The sequence below is a fragment of the Stenotrophomonas tumulicola genome (genome assembly GCF_014117215.1).
In the GTDB taxonomy this organism is placed as follows: Bacteria; Pseudomonadota; Gammaproteobacteria; order Xanthomonadales; family Xanthomonadaceae; genus Stenotrophomonas; species Stenotrophomonas tumulicola.
Genome location: NZ_JACGXS010000013.1, coordinates 84,947 through 101,078 on the forward strand (window position 1 = coordinate 84,947; position 16,132 = coordinate 101,078).

A 16,132-nucleotide genomic window follows, 5' to 3' on the forward strand; every position below is an offset into this window, starting at 1 on the left:
GTCAGCGTGCGATCACTCCCCCTTGTCACGCTGTACCGACCTAGAGAAGAAAATGGCAAAGCGCACTGACCTGAAAACCATCCTCATCATCGGTGCTGGCCCGATCGTCATCGGCCAGGCCTGTGAGTTCGACTACTCTGGCGCGCAGGCCTGCAAGGCATTGCGCGACGAGGGTTACCGCGTGGTGCTGGTCAACAGCAACCCGGCCACCATCATGACCGACCCGGAGATGGCCGATGCGGTCTACATCGAGCCGATCAACTGGCAGACGGTCGAGAAGATCATCGCCAAGGAAAAGCCCGATGCGCTGCTGCCGACCATGGGCGGCCAGACCGCGCTGAACTGCGCGCTGGACCTGGCCGACAACGGCGTGCTGGAGAAGTACAACGTCGAGCTGATCGGCGCCAAGCGCGAAGCCATCCGCATGGCCGAAGACCGCGAGCTGTTCCGCGTGGCGATGGGCGAGATCGGCCTGGAGTGCCCGTCCGCGGCGGTCGCGCATACGCTGGAAGAAGCGATCGAGATCCAGACCCGCGTCGGTTACCCGACCATCATCCGCCCCAGCTTCACCCTGGGCGGCAGCGGTGGCGGCATCGCCTACAACCGCGAAGAGCTGGTCGACATCGTCACCCGTGGCCTGGAACTGTCGCCGACCACCGAGGTGCTGGTGGAGGAATCGGTGCTGGGCTGGAAGGAATTCGAGATGGAGGTGGTGCGTGACACCGCCGACAACTGCATCATCGTGTGCTCCATTGAAAACCTGGACCCGATGGGCGTGCACACCGGTGACTCGATCACCGTGGCGCCGGCGCAGACCCTGACCGACAAGGAATACCAGCGCCTGCGCGATGCCTCCATCGCCGTGCTGCGCAAGATCGGCGTGGATACCGGTGGCTCGAACGTGCAGTTCGGCATCAACCCGCAGACCGGCCGCGTGGTGGTGATCGAAATGAACCCGCGCGTGTCGCGTTCTTCGGCGCTGGCGTCCAAGGCGACCGGTTTCCCGATCGCCAAGGTCGCGGCCAAGCTGGCCGTCGGCTACACCCTGGACGAACTCAAGAACGAGATCACCGGCGGCCTGACCCCGGCCTCGTTCGAGCCGTCGATCGATTACGTGGTCACCAAGATCCCCCGCTTCGCCTTCGAGAAGTTCCCGGCCGCCGATTCGCGCCTGACCACCCAGATGAAGTCGGTGGGCGAGGTGATGGCGATGGGCCGCACCTTCCAGGAATCGATGCAGAAGGCGCTGCGTGGCCTGGAGACCGGCAAGGTCGGCTTTGATCCGACCGGGCTGGACCTGGCCAACGAGGACGACCTGCAGACGCTGCGCCGCGAGCTCAAGGCCCCGGGCCCGGAGCGGCTGTTCTATGTCGCCGATGCATTCCGTGCCGGCATGGGGGTGGAGGACATCCATGCGCTGTCGTTCATCGATCCGTGGTTCCTGGACCAGATCGAAGAGATCATCGCGGCCGAGGCCGAGGTCACTGCCGCCGGCATCGATGCACTGGACGCCGCGCGCCTGCGCCGCCTCAAGCGCGCCGGTTTCTCCGATGCGCGCCTGGCGCAGCTGACCGACACCAACGAGGCCGCCGTGCGTGCACTGCGCCGCGCCCACAACGTGCGCCCGGTGTACAAGCGCGTGGATTCCTGTGCGGGCGAGTTCGCCACCGGCACCGCCTACCTGTATTCGACCTATGAGGACGAATGCGAAGCAGCGCCGAGCAACCGCGACAAGATCATGATCCTGGGTGGCGGCCCGAACCGCATCGGCCAGGGCATCGAGTTCGATTACTGCTGCGTGCACGCTGCACTGGCGCTGCGCGAGGATGGTTATGAAACCATCATGGTCAACTGCAACCCGGAAACCGTATCCACCGACTACGACACCTCCGACCGCCTGTACTTCGAGCCGCTGACGCTGGAAGACGTGCTGGAGATCGTGGAGCTGGAGAAGCCCAAGGGCGTGATCGTGCAGTACGGCGGCCAGACCCCGCTGAAGCTGGCGCGTGCGCTTGAAGCCAATGGCGTGCCGGTGATCGGCACCAGCCCGGATTCGATCGACCTTGCCGAAGACCGCGAGCGCTTCCAGCAACTGGTGGACAACCTGGGCCTGAAGCAGCCGCCGAACCGCATCGCCCGCAACGACCAGGAAGCGCTGCTGCTGGCGCGCGAGATCGGCTATCCGCTGGTGGTGCGCCCGAGCTACGTGCTGGGCGGCCGCGCGATGGAAATCGTGTACGGCGAGTCCGACCTGGCCCGCTACGTGCGCGACGCGGTGAAGGTGTCCAATGATTCGCCGGTGCTGCTGGATCGCTTCCTGGACAACGCCGTCGAAGTGGACGTGGACATCATCGCCGACGCGCAGGGCAACGTGCTGATCGGTGGCGTGATGGAGCACATCGAGGAGGCCGGCGTGCATTCGGGCGATTCGTCCTGCTCGCTGCCGCCGTACTCGCTGTCGGCGCAGACCCAGGCCGAGCTGCGTCGCCAGGTGGTCGAGCTGGCCAAGGCATTGAGTGTCGTCGGCCTGATGAATACCCAGTTCGCCATCCAGACCGGTGAAGATGGCCAGGACATCGTCTACCTGCTGGAAGTGAACCCGCGTGCGTCGCGCACGGTGCCGTTCGTGTCCAAGGCCACCGGCATGCCGCTGGCCAAGATCGCCGCGCGCTGCATGGCCGGCAGCACGCTGGCCGAGCAGGGTGCCACCCGGGAAATCGTGCCGGATTACTATTCGGTCAAGGAAGCGATCTTCCCGTTCGCCAAGTTCCAGGGCGTCGATCCGATCCTCGGGCCGGAGATGCGTTCCACCGGCGAGGTGATGGGCGTGGGCCGCAGCTTCAGCGCCGCCTTTGCGCGTGCGCAGGAAGCCGGTGGCATCAAGGCGCCGCCGGTCGGCAAGGCATTCGTGTCGGTGCGCGATCCGGACAAGCAGCGCGTGCTGCCGGTGGCCAAGGCGCTGCTGGAGCGTGGTTACAGCCTGGTCGCCACGCGCGGTACCGCCGCATGGCTGCAGCAGCACGGCATGGACTGCGAGGTCGTCAACAAGGTCGTCGAGGGCCGTCCGCACATCGTCGACTCCATCAAGAACGGCGAGATCGTCTACATCGTCAACACGACCGAGGGCCGTGCGGCGATCAACGATTCGTTCTCGATCCGTCGGGAGGCACTGCAGCATCGCGTGACCTATTCGACCACCATTGCCGGCGCCAAGGCGCTGGTGCATTCGCTGGAATTCCGCGGTACCGGCCCGGTCTGGTCGCTGCAGGAACTGCACAAGGAACTGAACGCATGAGAGCACCGATCACCCTGAAAGGCGCGCAGCGCCTGCGCGAAGAGCTGGACCAGCTGAAGTCGGTCAAGCGTCCGAAGGTCATCGCCGCGATTGCCGAAGCGCGCGAGCACGGCGACCTGAAGGAAAACGCCGAGTACCATGCCGCGCGCGAGGAGCAGGGTTTCATCGAAGGCCGCATCAAGCAGCTGGAAGGCGAGCTGTCGCACGCCGAGATCATCGACGTGAGCAAGCTCAATGCGGGTTCCAAGGTGGTGTTCGGCGCCAGCGTGATCCTGGCCGACGTGGAAACCGACGAAGAGAAGAAGTACCAGATCGTTGGCGACCTGGAAGCAGACATCAAGCTGGGGCTGATCGCGATTTCGTCGCCGGTCGCGCGCGCGATGATCGGCAAGCTGGAAGGCGACAGCATCACCATCGACGCGCCAGCCGGCCAGCGCGAGTACGAAATCGTCAGCGTCAGCTACGCAGGCTGATCGATGGCCAGCGCAACGCTGCTGCTGCCCACACGCAACCGGTTTGCTGCAGCAGCGTTGCCGGCCGATGTCGCCCGCGCGTTCGGCCAGGCCGTGCACAGCGTGCACCAGGCCGGCGAGAACGCACAGTTGCAACGTCATTTCACCGTTGACGGCGAGGTTGGTTCGCCGTTGCCGGTGGCGGCGCTTACCCGCCAGCTCGACGTGGGCGATGCACTGGGACAGCGTTGGCTGCGTGCCGATCCTGCCCATATGGTGCCCGACATGCAGGGCGCACGCATGATGGGGCACGGCGACACCCTGCGGCCGGATGCACGGGACGCCGCCGCGTTGCTGCCCGCATTGCAGCCGGTGTTCGACGAACATGGCCTGCAGCTGGATGCCCCGGAACCATCGCGCTGGTACCTGCGCCTGCCCGAGGACATGGCGCTTCCTGTTTTCGCCAGCCCGGACGAAGTGCTTGGCGATGACCTGTTCGCCCACCTGCCTGCAGGCGCCGAAGGCCGTCCATGGCGGGCGTTGCTGACCGAAGCCCAGGTGGTGCTGCATGCCCATCCGTGGAACCAGCAACGCATGGCGCAGGGCAGTGCGCCGATCAATTCATTGTGGTTCTGGGGCCCGGGCAGGTTGCCTGCGAAGGTGCAGACGGCACATGCCCAGGTACGCAGCCGCGACGCGCTGCTGCGCGGGTTGGCGCAGGCGGCGGGCGTGCAGCTGGACGGCGAACAGTCCGTGGATGCCTTGGTGGACCTGCGCCAGCTGCGTTCATTGCAACTGCTGGGCAGCGACGCGATCCAGCCGTTGCTGGCCGCATTGCGGCGCGGCGAACTGCAGGAACTGGTGCTGGATTTCGAGGACGGCGTGCAGTTCCGCTTCGAGCGGGCGCAGCGCTGGAAGTTCTGGAAGAAGCCGCGACAGCTGCACGAACCGTAGCGCCCGGCCATGCCCGGCGGCTGTTGCTTGCCGCGCCGCTGCGCTCGCCGGGCGCTGCCGTATCCGGCTCGCGCTATCATGCCTGGGTCATTTCCACCGGCGCTGCCGATGCCCCTTGCCGCCGAAGCTGCGCACCCCCCATCCGATACACCCACCATCCGCCGCCGCGCCAGCGTAGAGGTCGCGCCCTGGCCTGATGGCACGCTGCCATTGCTCGCGCGCCTGTATGCCAGCCGTGGCGCACCCACCCCCGAACTTGCCGTGCCCCGGCTTGGCAGCCTGCATGCACCGGAGCTGCTCGGCGGCATCGACGCGGCCGTGCACCTGCTGGCGGCGGCGATCGCCGATGACAAGCGCATCGTGGTCGTCGGTGATTTCGATTGTGACGGCGCCACCGCGTGCGCGGTCGGCGTGCGTGGCCTGCGCATGCTTGGCGCACGCAACGTCGCCCATGCGGTACCCAATCGCATGGTGCACGGCTACGGCCTTTCGCCTGCGCTGGTGGAAGAACTGGCGATGCTGCAGCCGGACCTGCTGGTCACCGTCGACCATGGCATTGCCTGCCATGCGGGCGTGGCGGCGGCCAAGGCCAAGGGCTGGCAGGTGCTGGTCACCGACCACCACCTGCCAGGTCCGGCGCTGCCGCCGGCCGATGTCATCGTCGATCCGAACCTGGAGGGCGACGCGTTTCCCAGCAAGTCGCTGGCCGGCGTCGGCGTGATTTTCTACGTGCTGCTGGCGCTGCGCCGGCATCTTCGCGACGAGGGTGTCTTTGCCGATGGCAAGGGCCCGGACCTGGCGACGCTGCTCGACCTGGTCGCGGTGGGGACGGTCGCCGACCTGGTGGCGCTGGACGCCAACAACCGTGCATTGGTCAGTGCCGGCCTGCGGCGGCTGCGTGCGGGGCAGGGCTGCGTCGGCCTGAAGGCACTGATCGAGGCCAGCGGCCGTGATGCGGCGCGGCTTACGTCCACCGATATCGGTTTCGCCCTGGGGCCACGCTTGAATGCGGCCGGCCGGCTGGAAGACATGGCGCTGGGCATCGCGTTGCTGCTGAGCGAGAACCCGCACGAAGCGCGCGGCATCGCGCAGACGCTGGAGCAGATCAATGCCGAACGCCGTGCCGTGCAGCAGGCCATGACCGATGATGCCGAGACGGCGATTTCGAAAGTGGTGCTCGACGAGGATGGCCAGCGCCCCGTCGCGGCGGTGCTGTTCGACGCGGACTGGCATCCCGGCGTGGTCGGGTTGGTGGCTTCGAAGATGAAGGACCGGCTGCATCGGCCGGTGGTGGCCTTCGCGCCGTCGGAACCGGGCGGCGATGCACTGCGCGGCTCGGCGCGCTCGATCCCGGGCCTGCACATCCGTGATGCGCTGGCATTGGTCGATGCGCAGCAGCCGGGCCTGATCGAGCGTTTTGGTGGCCATGCGATGGCCGCCGGCCTCAGCCTGCATGGCGACCAGCTGCAGCGGTTCGAGGCGGCTTTCGTCGCCGCCGTGCAGCAGTTGCTGGATCCGGCGATGCTGCAGCAGCAGGTACTCAGCGACGGGGAACTGGGCGCGGACGAACTGGACCACCACCATGCCGATGCGCTGCGCCTGGCGGGCCCGTGGGGGCAGGGTTTCCCGGAGCCGCTGTTCGATGGGCATTTCGAAGTGACCAACTGGCGCGTGCTGAAAGAGCGCCACCTGAAGCTGGAACTGCGGCGTCCTGGAACCGCCGGGGTGCTCAACGCGATCCATTTCGGTGGCTGGACCGGCAATGCGCCGTCGCGCAACGTGCACCTCGCGTACCGCCTGGCCTGCGACGACTACCGCGGCGGCACCGCCATCCAGTTGATCGTGGAGCATTGCACGCACCTGGCCCGGTAGAGCGGGTCCATGACCCGCTGCTTCTGGCGGTGACGGGCATGGCCCGTCACCACCGAAACGGTGCTGTAGCCCCCGGTAGAGCGGGTCCATGACCCGCTGCTTCTGGCGGTGACGGGCATGGCCCGTCATTACCGGTGCTGTTCCTTGGTCACCAGCGTTGGCAGGGTCCAGGCACCGCCTGCGGCGACCAGCCGGCACATGCCGGACGTGGAGGTGGAGGTCGGCACGAACCGGCTGCCATCCCAGCTCCAGCTGTGCATGGACCAGCAGTCACCCAGTCCACGCCCTTTGTGGGAAGCACTGATGGTGCGCACATCGTCTTCATTGCCAAGGGTGGTGACCAGCTCCGGCTGGTAGGGCGCGCGGTCGTTGACCACCCAATAGCCACTGCCCTCGTTGTAGGCGCCACGCCAACAGGGCATCGAGACCAGCAGCTTGTCCGCGCTCAGGCGCTTCACGGTGATTTCCTGCGGGCCCTCGTCGGCCATCAGGCCTTCTCCCGGGCCGAGCGCCTGGCAGTCGTCGACCGAGGTGGCAGCGGTCAATGCGGCACGCAGTGCGGCCGAGCCGGCCAGGGCTTCATCCGCTGGGCGGGTGGCAACGATCTTTCCAGGCACCACCACCGGCACCGGCAACGCCGGCGGCACCGAGGCTTCGGCGCGCTTGCCCTTGCGCATCAACGCGCCGGGCGTACCCAGGCGGCCCTGGAACTCATCCATCTTCAGCAGCACGGCCGATGCACCGCTGCCGGACAGCGTCCATTGCCGCTGGTCGTCGCCGGCCAGTACGATGCGGCGGGTGCCTGCCAGCGAAGCGAGCAGTGCCGCCACCTGCGGTGCGTGCAAGGTGGCGGTGCCGGCCTCGGCGTCGTAGTCCAATGGGCCCTGGTCGGCGCCATCGATCTGCAGGCTCAACCGCGCAGGCAGGACGATTTCATCATATTGGCCCAGCATCAGCTCCGCGCTGACCGGTTGATCCGGGCCGCCGTGGCGGGTCAGCAGCACCGACACCGGCAGGCTGTCGCTGTCGTCGTCGGGCTGGTAACCGGCCGCACGACAGGTGCGGGTGTTGTCGCAGGCCAGGGTCCAGTCGTTGTGGGTGAAGGCCACACCGGTGACCGTGGCGGGGGCAGCCTGCAATGCAGGCAGTGGCGCCAACAACAACAGCGGCAGGAGGGAAAGCAGGCGCATGGAACATCCTTGTAGCGAATGGGTGGACCATGGTCGCGCATGGCAGCGCGCGGACCAAGCGCTGTCGTTCGCTGGCGTTGACTGGTAGAGCGGGTCCATGACCCGCTTGCTTCTGCCGGTGACGGACATGGCCCGTCACTACCCGCGCGCGCCTTCCTGGGCGATGGCAATGGGCGATGTCCGCGAAGAACGCCCGCGCGCCGGCATGCCGAACAGGGGGCGCAGCACCGGGATGCGACGGATCAGCAGTTCGTGCAGCAGCAGGCAGCCGGCGACCGTCCCGGCCAGCACCAGCAGAGGCTCCCACCAAGGCCCCAACTGCAGTGGCTTCAGCCAGAACAACAACACGATGATCAGGCTCTGGTGCAGCATGTACCAAGGGAAGATCGCCTCGGTGCAGTACGGCAGCCAGCGGAATGGACGGTCCAGCCAGGTCTTGGCCCAGCCCAGCAGCGTCAACAGCATCGCCCACAGGTACAGCGACTGGCTTGCCATCACCTGTGCGGTCCAGAATGCGTCCGGCCACTGCCGCAGGGCGGAATCTTCCGCCAGCATCCGCCCGAGCACGCGGATGCCGAAGTACCAGCTGATCGCAACCAGGGCCATCCACAGGGTGGTCCAGCGCAGCGCGACCACGCGATCCCAGAAGGACGCCTGGCGGGCGAGCAGGTAGCCCGCCAGGAATACCGAGCCATACTTGGCGTGCTGGTACCAATCGTCGAACAACGCGCCGGTGGAAGGATACCGAGGGTCCAGCCAGGCTACCCAGATGAACAGCACCACGCTGGGCACGCCGACCAGCACCAGTGCCGGCGCGCAGGCGAAGCGTTGCATGGCACTCCGCACCGTCGCGCTGCCCAGCAACGGCATCAGCAGCGCCAACAGGACGGTATAGACCCAGAGATAGGCGAGGTACCACAGGTGGTTCCATGTAATGCCGAACTGCCAACCGGTAAAGCTGTCCTGCGGCCACGGACTGACCTGCCAATAGCGCAGCAGGAAGGCCCAGAACCCAGGCGCGGCATGGCCACTGGCGACGGCCTCACAGTAGGGTTGGACAGGCACGACCACGAACATGCCGAACAGCAGCGGCAGCAGCAGGCGCCAGCTTCGCTTTGCCACGAAGCGCCCGATCTGCTGTCCAGGCCCCATCAGGGCGATGGCGATACCGGATAGCAGGAACAGCAGCGCCATCCGCCAGCGGTTCACGAACAGCATCGGCCATTGCAACCATTCACTGGTGTAGCTGCTCTTGAGGTGGAAGCCCCAGTCGTCCACGTAGGCCATGGCCGTGTGGTAGAGGATCAGCAGGGCGAAGGCGAATACGCGGAGTGCGTCGATGTCGTGGCGTCGGTTCATGGCGCTGGCTGTGCGGGAACAGGCCTGCAGCGTGCATGCGGCACGCCGGGATGGGCCTGGCCGAGGGCCGGAACCCCGGGAAAAAGTGACCAATGGCGGTTGCCCGGGGACGGGGTGCGGCCGCTACCATGCGACCTTGATGCACGCTTCGGCCCCCTGCATGGACGACACGATGACCCTTGCGCGCGCTCGCTGGCGTCCCACCACGCGCTTGCTGGTCTGGACGTCGATCCTGCTGGTTACCGCGGTGGCCAACGCCTTCGTCGAGATCATGGACGCGCAGCGTCGCGGCGATGGCCTGGAGTTGTGGGAGCCGTTGATCTGGGAACTGAGCAGCGTCTGCCTGATCCTGCTGACCCTGCCCGTGCTGTGGTGGGGCTGCCAACGCTGGCCGCTGCATGCCGATACCTGGAAGCGGCGCCTGCCGTTGTACCTGCTGGCCAGTGTCGGCTGGTCACTGGTCCACGTGACCGGAATGCTGGCGCTTCGGCACGCCGCCTATGCCGCACTGGGCTACCACTATGTCGACGACACGCATTGGGCGTCGCGCCTGCTCTATGAATACCTAAAGGACGTGCGTGCGTTCTTCATCTTCGTGGCGATCGAGCATTTCTTCAGCTGGTTCGGGCGCCGACGCCAGGGCGAGGCGCACCTGCTGGCCGTCCCCGACGACAGCCCGCCAGAGGAGGCGGTGCAGCGCCCGGCGCACTTCCTGGTGCGCAAGCTGGGCAAGGAGTTCCTGGTGGCAACGGCCGACATCGAGTACGCCCAGGCCGCCAGCAATTACGTCAACCTGAGGGTGCGCGGGCATGACTATCCGCTGCGCATCACCATGGCCGCGCTGGAGCAGCGATTGGATCCGGACGTATTCCTGCGCAGCCACCGCAGCTGGTTGGTCAACCGGACCTGCCTGCGTTCGATCGAACCGCTGGAAGGCGGGGAGGCCCTGTTGCACATGGCCGACGGGGGCAGGGTGCCGTGCAGCCGGCGGCAGTTGCCGGTGTTGCGGCAGGCGCTGGGTGGGTGACGGGTGGGTGACGGGTGGTGGGTGACGGGCATGGCCCGTCACTACCGGGGAAGGGTCGCCCGACACACCGGGGGCGGTGCCGCTAGGGGCCCGGGCCGCGTTGGTCGATGCTTTTGCTATAATTCGAGGTCATTTTTCGAACACGAAACCGCCGACATGCTCGAGCTGAATCCTGTCCGCCAGCGCATCGCCGATCTGACCGATCGGGTGGTGTCGCTCAGGGGGTATCTTTGACTACGACGTCAAGAAAGAACGCCTGGAAGAAGTAACCCGGGAGCTGGAAAACCCGGACGTCTGGAACAATCCCGAATACGCGCAGAACCTCGGCCGCGAGCGTTCCCAGCTGGACAAGACCGTTGGTGGCATCGCCAACATCCTTGACGGCCTGGTGGAATCGACCGAACTGCTGGAGCTGGCCGAAGGCGAGCAGGACGAAGACACCGCGCTGGCGGTGGTTGCCGACCTGGACAAGTTCCAGAAGCACGTCGAGCAGCTGGAATTCCAGCGCATGTTCTCCGGCGAGATGGACAACTGCAACGCCTTCGTGGACATCCAGGCCGGCGCTGGCGGCACCGAAGCCCAGGATTGGGCGGAAATGATGCTGCGCATGTACCTGCGCTGGTGCGAAGCACGCGGCTGGAAGACCGAACTGATGGAAGTGTCCGGTGGCGACGTTGCCGGCATCAAGTCGGCCACGTTCCGCGTCGAAGGGGACTTCGCCTATGGCTGGCTGAAGACCGAGATCGGCGTGCACCGCCTGGTGCGCAAGTCGCCGTTCGATTCGGACAACCGCCGCCATACCAGCTTCACCTCGGTGTTCGTGTCGCCGGAAGTGGACGACAACATCGAAATCGACATCAACCCCGCGGACCTGCGCACCGATGTGTACCGGTCCTCCGGTGCCGGTGGCCAGCACGTCAACAAGACCGAGTCGGCGGTGCGCATCACGCACATCCCGACCAATACGGTGGTTGCGTGCCAGACCGGCCGCAGCCAGCACCAGAACCGCGACACCGCGATGAAGATGCTGGCGGCCAAGCTGTATGAGCTGGAAGTGCAGAAGCGCAATACCGAGCGCGATGCCCTCGAGGCGACCAAGTCCGACATCGGCTGGGGTAGCCAGATCCGCAATTACGTGCTCGACCAGAGCCGTATCAAGGACCTGCGCACCGGTATCGAGCGCACGGACACGCAGAAGGTGCTCGATGGCGACCTGGATGAGTTCATCGAGGCCAGCCTGAAGTCCGGCCTGGAAGCTGGCGCCAAGCGTATCGATGCCTGAGGCCAGGCCAGTGGCAGCCGTCAAGCCTGCTGCCCGGGCCACCGGATGGGGGACGTCGATGGCGTTCCCCACCGCTGCTGACAGCTGCAGGGCGGGGCGATGATGCGCAGTGAGAGTGAACGCAAGGAACTGGGCGGCTTCCTCAAGGCCTGCCGCGCCCGTGTCGACCCTGCCACGCTCGGCTTGCCGGCCGGGCGGCGTCGCACCCCCGGCCTGAAGCGCGAGGAAGTAGCGCTGGCGATCGGGGTAAGTGTCAGCTGGTACACGTGGATCGAGCAGGGCCGCGAAGTGCGCGCCTCGCCCGAAGTGCTGGAACGGCTGGCACAGGTGTTGCGGATGAGCGACGACGAGCGTGCCTATGCGTTCGCCCTGTCCGGTTATGGGGTGCCGCTGGAGTCTCCGGATGAATCGGTCACCGACGGCCTGTGCCAACTGGTCGAGGCGATCCAGCCGATCCCGGCCTATGTGCGCAATACCCGTTTCGACATCCTGGCCTGGAACCCGGCCATCGCCGAGCTGTTCGTCGATTACAGCCAGTTGGCACCGCATGAACGCAACACGCTGCGGCTGGTGTTCCTGTATGCGCCGTACCGCACGCTGATCCTGAACTGGGAAGAGATGGCCCGTGGCCTGCTGGCCGGATTCCGTGCGGCGATGGCGCAGGCACCGGACAAGGCACCCTTCCTGGCGCTGGCCGAGGATATCGCCGCGCACAGCGAGGAGTTCCGCCAGTGGTGGCCGGAGCACGATGTACGCCGTTTCGACGAAGGCGCCAAGCGGCTCAATCACCCCACCCGTGGCCTGCTTGACCTGCAATATGTGGCGCTGGTGCCGGAAAGCCGGCATGACCTGTCGCTGGTGACCTACCTGCCACGCAAGTAGGGGGTATCGGCAGGGCTGCGCCCTGCACCCGCAGAAGCGTTGAAGCAACAGCAAAAGCCGGAGCAACAGCAACCGCGGGCTTCCTGGGGATGGCGGGGTACTGTGGGTTTGCGGGGACGCCGTGAATCCGTCCATGGAGGCTTGGTCGCCGCATCCTGCGGCTCACACCCCGCAAACCCACAGTACCCCGCCTTCGACAGTTTCCTGCGATCTGTTGAGCCGAGCCGTGCTCGGCTGTTCTTCATTTCTTCATTTCTTCATTCGGAATCATCGAATCGATTGGAGAAAGTCATTCACACATGGCTTGGATCTACTGCAGATCGCGGGAGATTGTCGAAGGCGTGGTGGGTCCGGTGGCGGGGGTGTGAGCCGCATGGATGCGGCGACCAAGCCTCCATGGACGGATTCACGGCGTCCCCCGCCACCGGATCCACCACGCCATCCCACTGGAACCCAGCTTTTGCTGTTGCTGTTGCTCCGGCTGTTGCTTCAACGCTTCTGCGGGTGCCGGGCGCAGCCCGGCAGAACACCTGTTCAGGCAGGTAAGTCCGGGTCACAGGATGAGTGGATGCCTTGTTACCCTGCGACAACGAGTCCACATTCGTGATCAGGAAACGGGTCGCCGGCCCGTTGTCGAGACGACAGGAGACCTGCATGTCCGCTTTCCCCGCCGTACCCCCCGCCATTTCCCGTGATCCGGCCACCGGCCAGCAGATCGCCAGCCATCCGTTCATCACCGGGGCCGAGCTGGACGTGATCCTTGATCGCGGCCAGGCCGGCTTTGCCGCCTGGAGCGCGCAGTCGCTGGAACAGCGCGCTGCCGTGCTGCATGCGATGGCCGCCGTGCTGCGCCGCGACCGCGATGCGCTGGCGGCGCTGGCCACGGCCGAAATGGGCAAGGTCCACGCCGAATCGCTGGCCGAGATCGAGAAGTGCGCCGTGCTGTGCGACTGGTACGCCGACAACGGTGCGCAGTGGCTGCGTGACGAACCGACCCAGGTTGCCGACGACAAGGCGTATGTGTCCTACCTGCCGCTGGGCGTGGTGCTGGGCATCATGCCGTGGAATTTCCCGTACTGGCAGGTGATGCGCGCCGCCGTGCCGATCCTGATGGGCGGCAACGGTTTCCTGCTGAAGCCGGCCGAGAACATCGTGGGTACCGCCAAGCTGCTGGACGCCGCCTGGCGCGAGGCCGGCCTGCCGGAGGGTACCTTCATCGCCGCCAACATCAGCCGCGAGGGCACCAGTGCGGCCATCGCCGACGATCGCATCGCCGCGGTGACCCTGACCGGCAGCGTGGCCGCCGGCCGCAGCATCGCCGCCCAGGCCGGGCAGGCGCTGAAGAAGGTGGTGCTGGAACTGGGCGGCTCGGACCCGTTCATCGTGCTGGCCGACGCCGACCTGGAGGCTGCCGCCGACGCGGCGGTGGCCTCGCGTTTCCAGAACACCGGGCAGGTCTGCATCGCCGGCAAGCGCATCATCGTCGAGGAGGCGGTCTACGAGCGTTTCGTGGCGCTGTTCAGCGGCAAGGTGCAGGCATTGACGATCGGCGACGGCCGCGAGGCGGGCAACCGCATCGGGCCGATGGCCCGCCAGGACCTGCTGGAACAGCTGGATGCCCAGGTGCGTGCCTCGGTGGATGCCGGTGCGCAGTTGCTGGTGGGCGGCAAGCAGCTGGATCGCCCGGGCAGTTTCTATGCGCCGACGGTGCTGGCCGGGGTCGAGCCGGGCATGCAGGCCTTCGATACCGAGACCTTCGGGCCGGTGGCGTCGATCAGCCGTGCCCGCGATGCCGACCATGCGGTGGAACTGGCCAACCAGAGCGAATTCGGTCTCAGCGGCAACCTGTGGAGCGGCGACCACGCCCGTGCTATGCAGTTGGCGCGCCGGCTGCAGACCGGCGGCGTGTTCGTCAACGGCTTCTCCGCCTCCGACCCGCGTGTGCCGATCGGTGGCGTAAAGAAGAGTGGCTTCGGCCGCGAGCTCTCCCATTTCGGCATCCGCGAATTCGTCAACGCGCAGACGGTGTGGTTCGACCGGCGTTGACGCCGGGCATCCTCCTTACCTGCAACGATCCATCATCAAGTCCAGCGAGAAGGACGTCATTCCATGTCCAAGGGTTCAGACCTGCTCGTCGCCGCACTCGAAAACGAGGGCGTCGAGCGCATTTTCGGCATTCCCGGCGAGGAGAACCTCGACGTCGTCGAGTCGCTTCGCCATTCCAGCATCGAGCTGGTCATCACCCGCCATGAGCAGGCGGCGGTGTTCATGGCCGCCACCTACGGCCGCCTGACCGGCAAGCCCGGCGTGTGCCTGGCCACGCTCGGCCCGGGCGCCCTCAATTTCACCACCGGTGCGGCCTACGCGCTGCTGGGGGCGTGGCCGGTGATCATGATCACCGGGCAGAAGGGCATCGTCGCCAGCAAGCAGGCGCGCTTCCAGATCGTGGACATCGTCAGCACGATGAAGCCGTTGACCAAGTCCGCGCGGCAGATCGTCTCGGCGCGGACGATCCCGACCATCGTGCGCGAGGCGTTCCGTACCGCGCAGGAAGAGCGACCCGGCCCGGTGCTGCTGGAGCTGCCCGAAGACATCGCCGCGATGGAGGTGGACGGGGTCGCGCTGATCCCGCCGCATGCGGTCGACCGTCCGATCGCCAGCCCGGGCGCGCTGGACCGCGCGGCGCAGATCATCAGCGACGCCAAGCGCCCGCTGCTGGTGATCGCCTCGGCGGCCTCGCGGCCGCAGTCGAGCGAGGCGCTGTCGGCGTTCGTGCTGCGCGCCGGCATTCCGTTCGTCACCACGCAGATGGGCAAGGGCGCGGTGGCCGGGGGCTCGGGCCTGTACATGGGCACGGCGGCACTGAGCGAGCGCGATTACGTGCACATGGCCATCGACCAGGCCGACGTGATCGTGACCATCGGCCATGAAGTGACCGAGAAGCCGCCGTTCGTGATGCATCCGGGCGGCCCGACGGTCATCCATATCGGTTACGCGCAGGCGGCGGTGGAGCAGGTGTATTTCCCGCAGGTGGAGGTGATCGGCGATATCGGTCGTTCGCTGACCCTGCTGGCCGACCGCATCGAAGGCAAGGTGACCAACGCCGATGCGCTGCTGCCGCTGCGCGCGACGATCCTGGACCACATCGCCGACCGCGCCGAGGAGGCCGGCTTCACGCCGCAGCGGCTGGTACACGACGTGCGCAAGGTGATGCCGGCCGACGGCATCGTGGCGCTGGACAACGGCATGTACAAGATCTGGTTCGCGCGCAACTATCGCACCCAGGTCGCCAACACGCTGCTGCTGGACAATGCGCTGGCGACGATGGGGGCGGGCCTGCCATCGGCGATCATGGCCTCGATCCTGTATCCGCAGCGGCGGGTGCTGGCGGTGTGTGGCGACGGTGGCTTCATGATGAACAGCCAGGAGTTGGAGACCGCACGTCGGCTCGGCCTGAACCTGGTGGTGCTGATCCTCAACGATGGCGCCTACGGCATGATCCGCTGGAAGCAGGCGGTGGACGGCTTCGCCGACTACGGCATGACCTTCGGCAACCCGGATTTCGTCAAGTACGCACAGGCCTATGGCTGCCAGGGCCATGAGGTGAGCGCCATCGAACAGTTCATTCCCACCCTGGAAGCGGCGTTCAACGCGGGCGGCGTGCACCTGGTATCGGTGCCGATCGACTATTCGGAAAACGAGCGGGTGCTGGTGGACGAACTGCGCCAGGCATTCCCGGGCGGTTGAGGGCAGGCCGGAACGGGGTCGCGCCGGGCCATGCCCGGCGGATTTCCGCGAAGCATCGCCGGGCATGGCCCG

The 16,132-nt window shown here is 66.4% G+C and carries 11 protein-coding genes; 9 read left to right on the forward strand and 2 right to left on the reverse strand.

What is annotated here, in order from left to right:
• The first annotated feature begins 52 nt into the window (after positions 1–52).
• From carB to recJ, 4 genes are all read left to right on the forward strand, one after another.
• A complete protein-coding gene (carB, locus tag H4O11_RS17580) occupies positions 53–3,295 on the forward strand; it encodes a carbamoyl-phosphate synthase large subunit (protein ID WP_182341615.1) in 3,243 nt (1,080 codons plus the stop codon).
• A gap of 8 nt (positions 3,296–3,303) precedes the next feature.
• Positions 3,304–3,768, forward strand: coding sequence for a transcription elongation factor GreA (gene greA / locus H4O11_RS17585; RefSeq protein WP_461020719.1), 465 nt, complete (start codon positions 3,304–3,306; stop codon positions 3,766–3,768).
• Positions 3,769–3,771: 3 nt separating this feature from the next.
• Entirely contained in the window at positions 3,772–4,701 is a 930-nt protein-coding gene (locus H4O11_RS17590) for a phosphoglycerate mutase (protein ID WP_182341620.1), read from the forward strand.
• Between the two features lie 108 nt (positions 4,702–4,809).
• Positions 4,810–6,573 carry a single-stranded-DNA-specific exonuclease RecJ gene (recJ, locus tag H4O11_RS17595; protein WP_182341623.1) on the forward strand — a complete coding sequence of 588 codons (1,764 nt, stop codon included), beginning with the start codon at positions 4,810–4,812 and terminating at the stop codon, positions 6,571–6,573.
• 128 nt (positions 6,574–6,701) lie between these two features.
• On the opposite strand, the gene H4O11_RS17600 is transcribed toward recJ, so the two are convergent.
• Together H4O11_RS17600 and H4O11_RS17605 are read right to left on the reverse strand one after the other, a co-directional pair.
• Positions 6,702–7,763, reverse strand: a complete 1,062-nt coding sequence (locus tag H4O11_RS17600) for a DUF1176 domain-containing protein (protein ID WP_182341625.1) — start codon at positions 7,761–7,763, stop codon at positions 6,702–6,704.
• Positions 7,764–7,901: 138 nt separating this feature from the next.
• Positions 7,902–9,122, reverse strand: coding sequence for an acyltransferase family protein (locus H4O11_RS17605; RefSeq protein WP_182341629.1), 1,221 nt, complete (start codon positions 9,120–9,122; stop codon positions 7,902–7,904).
• Between the two features lie 172 nt (positions 9,123–9,294).
• Between H4O11_RS17605 and H4O11_RS17610 the strand changes: the two genes are divergently transcribed.
• From H4O11_RS17610 to H4O11_RS17630, 5 genes are all read left to right on the forward strand, one after another.
• The gene (locus tag H4O11_RS17610; protein WP_182341631.1) at positions 9,295–10,149 is read left to right on the forward strand and encodes a LytTR family DNA-binding domain-containing protein; all 855 of its coding nucleotides are present in this window, start codon (positions 9,295–9,297) and stop codon (positions 10,147–10,149) included.
• Between the two features lie 156 nt (positions 10,150–10,305).
• Positions 10,306–11,431, forward strand: a protein-coding gene (gene prfB, locus H4O11_RS17615) for a peptide chain release factor 2 (RefSeq protein ID WP_182341634.1) whose coding sequence is annotated in 2 segments (ribosomal slippage) — positions 10,306–10,380 and positions 10,382–11,431 — 1,125 coding nt in all. Because the reading frame shifts where the segments join, the coding sequence is not laid out codon by codon here.
• A gap of 99 nt (positions 11,432–11,530) precedes the next feature.
• Positions 11,531–12,313, forward strand: coding sequence for a helix-turn-helix transcriptional regulator (locus tag H4O11_RS17620; RefSeq protein WP_182341638.1), 783 nt, complete (start codon positions 11,531–11,533; stop codon positions 12,311–12,313).
• A gap of 654 nt (positions 12,314–12,967) precedes the next feature.
• Positions 12,968–14,359: an NAD-dependent succinate-semialdehyde dehydrogenase gene (locus H4O11_RS17625; protein ID WP_182341641.1), complete on the forward strand. Its 1,392-nt coding sequence runs from the start codon at positions 12,968–12,970 to the stop codon at positions 14,357–14,359.
• Between the two features lie 63 nt (positions 14,360–14,422).
• Positions 14,423–16,060: an acetolactate synthase large subunit gene (locus tag H4O11_RS17630; RefSeq protein ID WP_182341644.1), complete on the forward strand. Its 1,638-nt coding sequence runs from the start codon at positions 14,423–14,425 to the stop codon at positions 16,058–16,060.
• Positions 16,061–16,132: the final 72 nt, after the last annotated feature.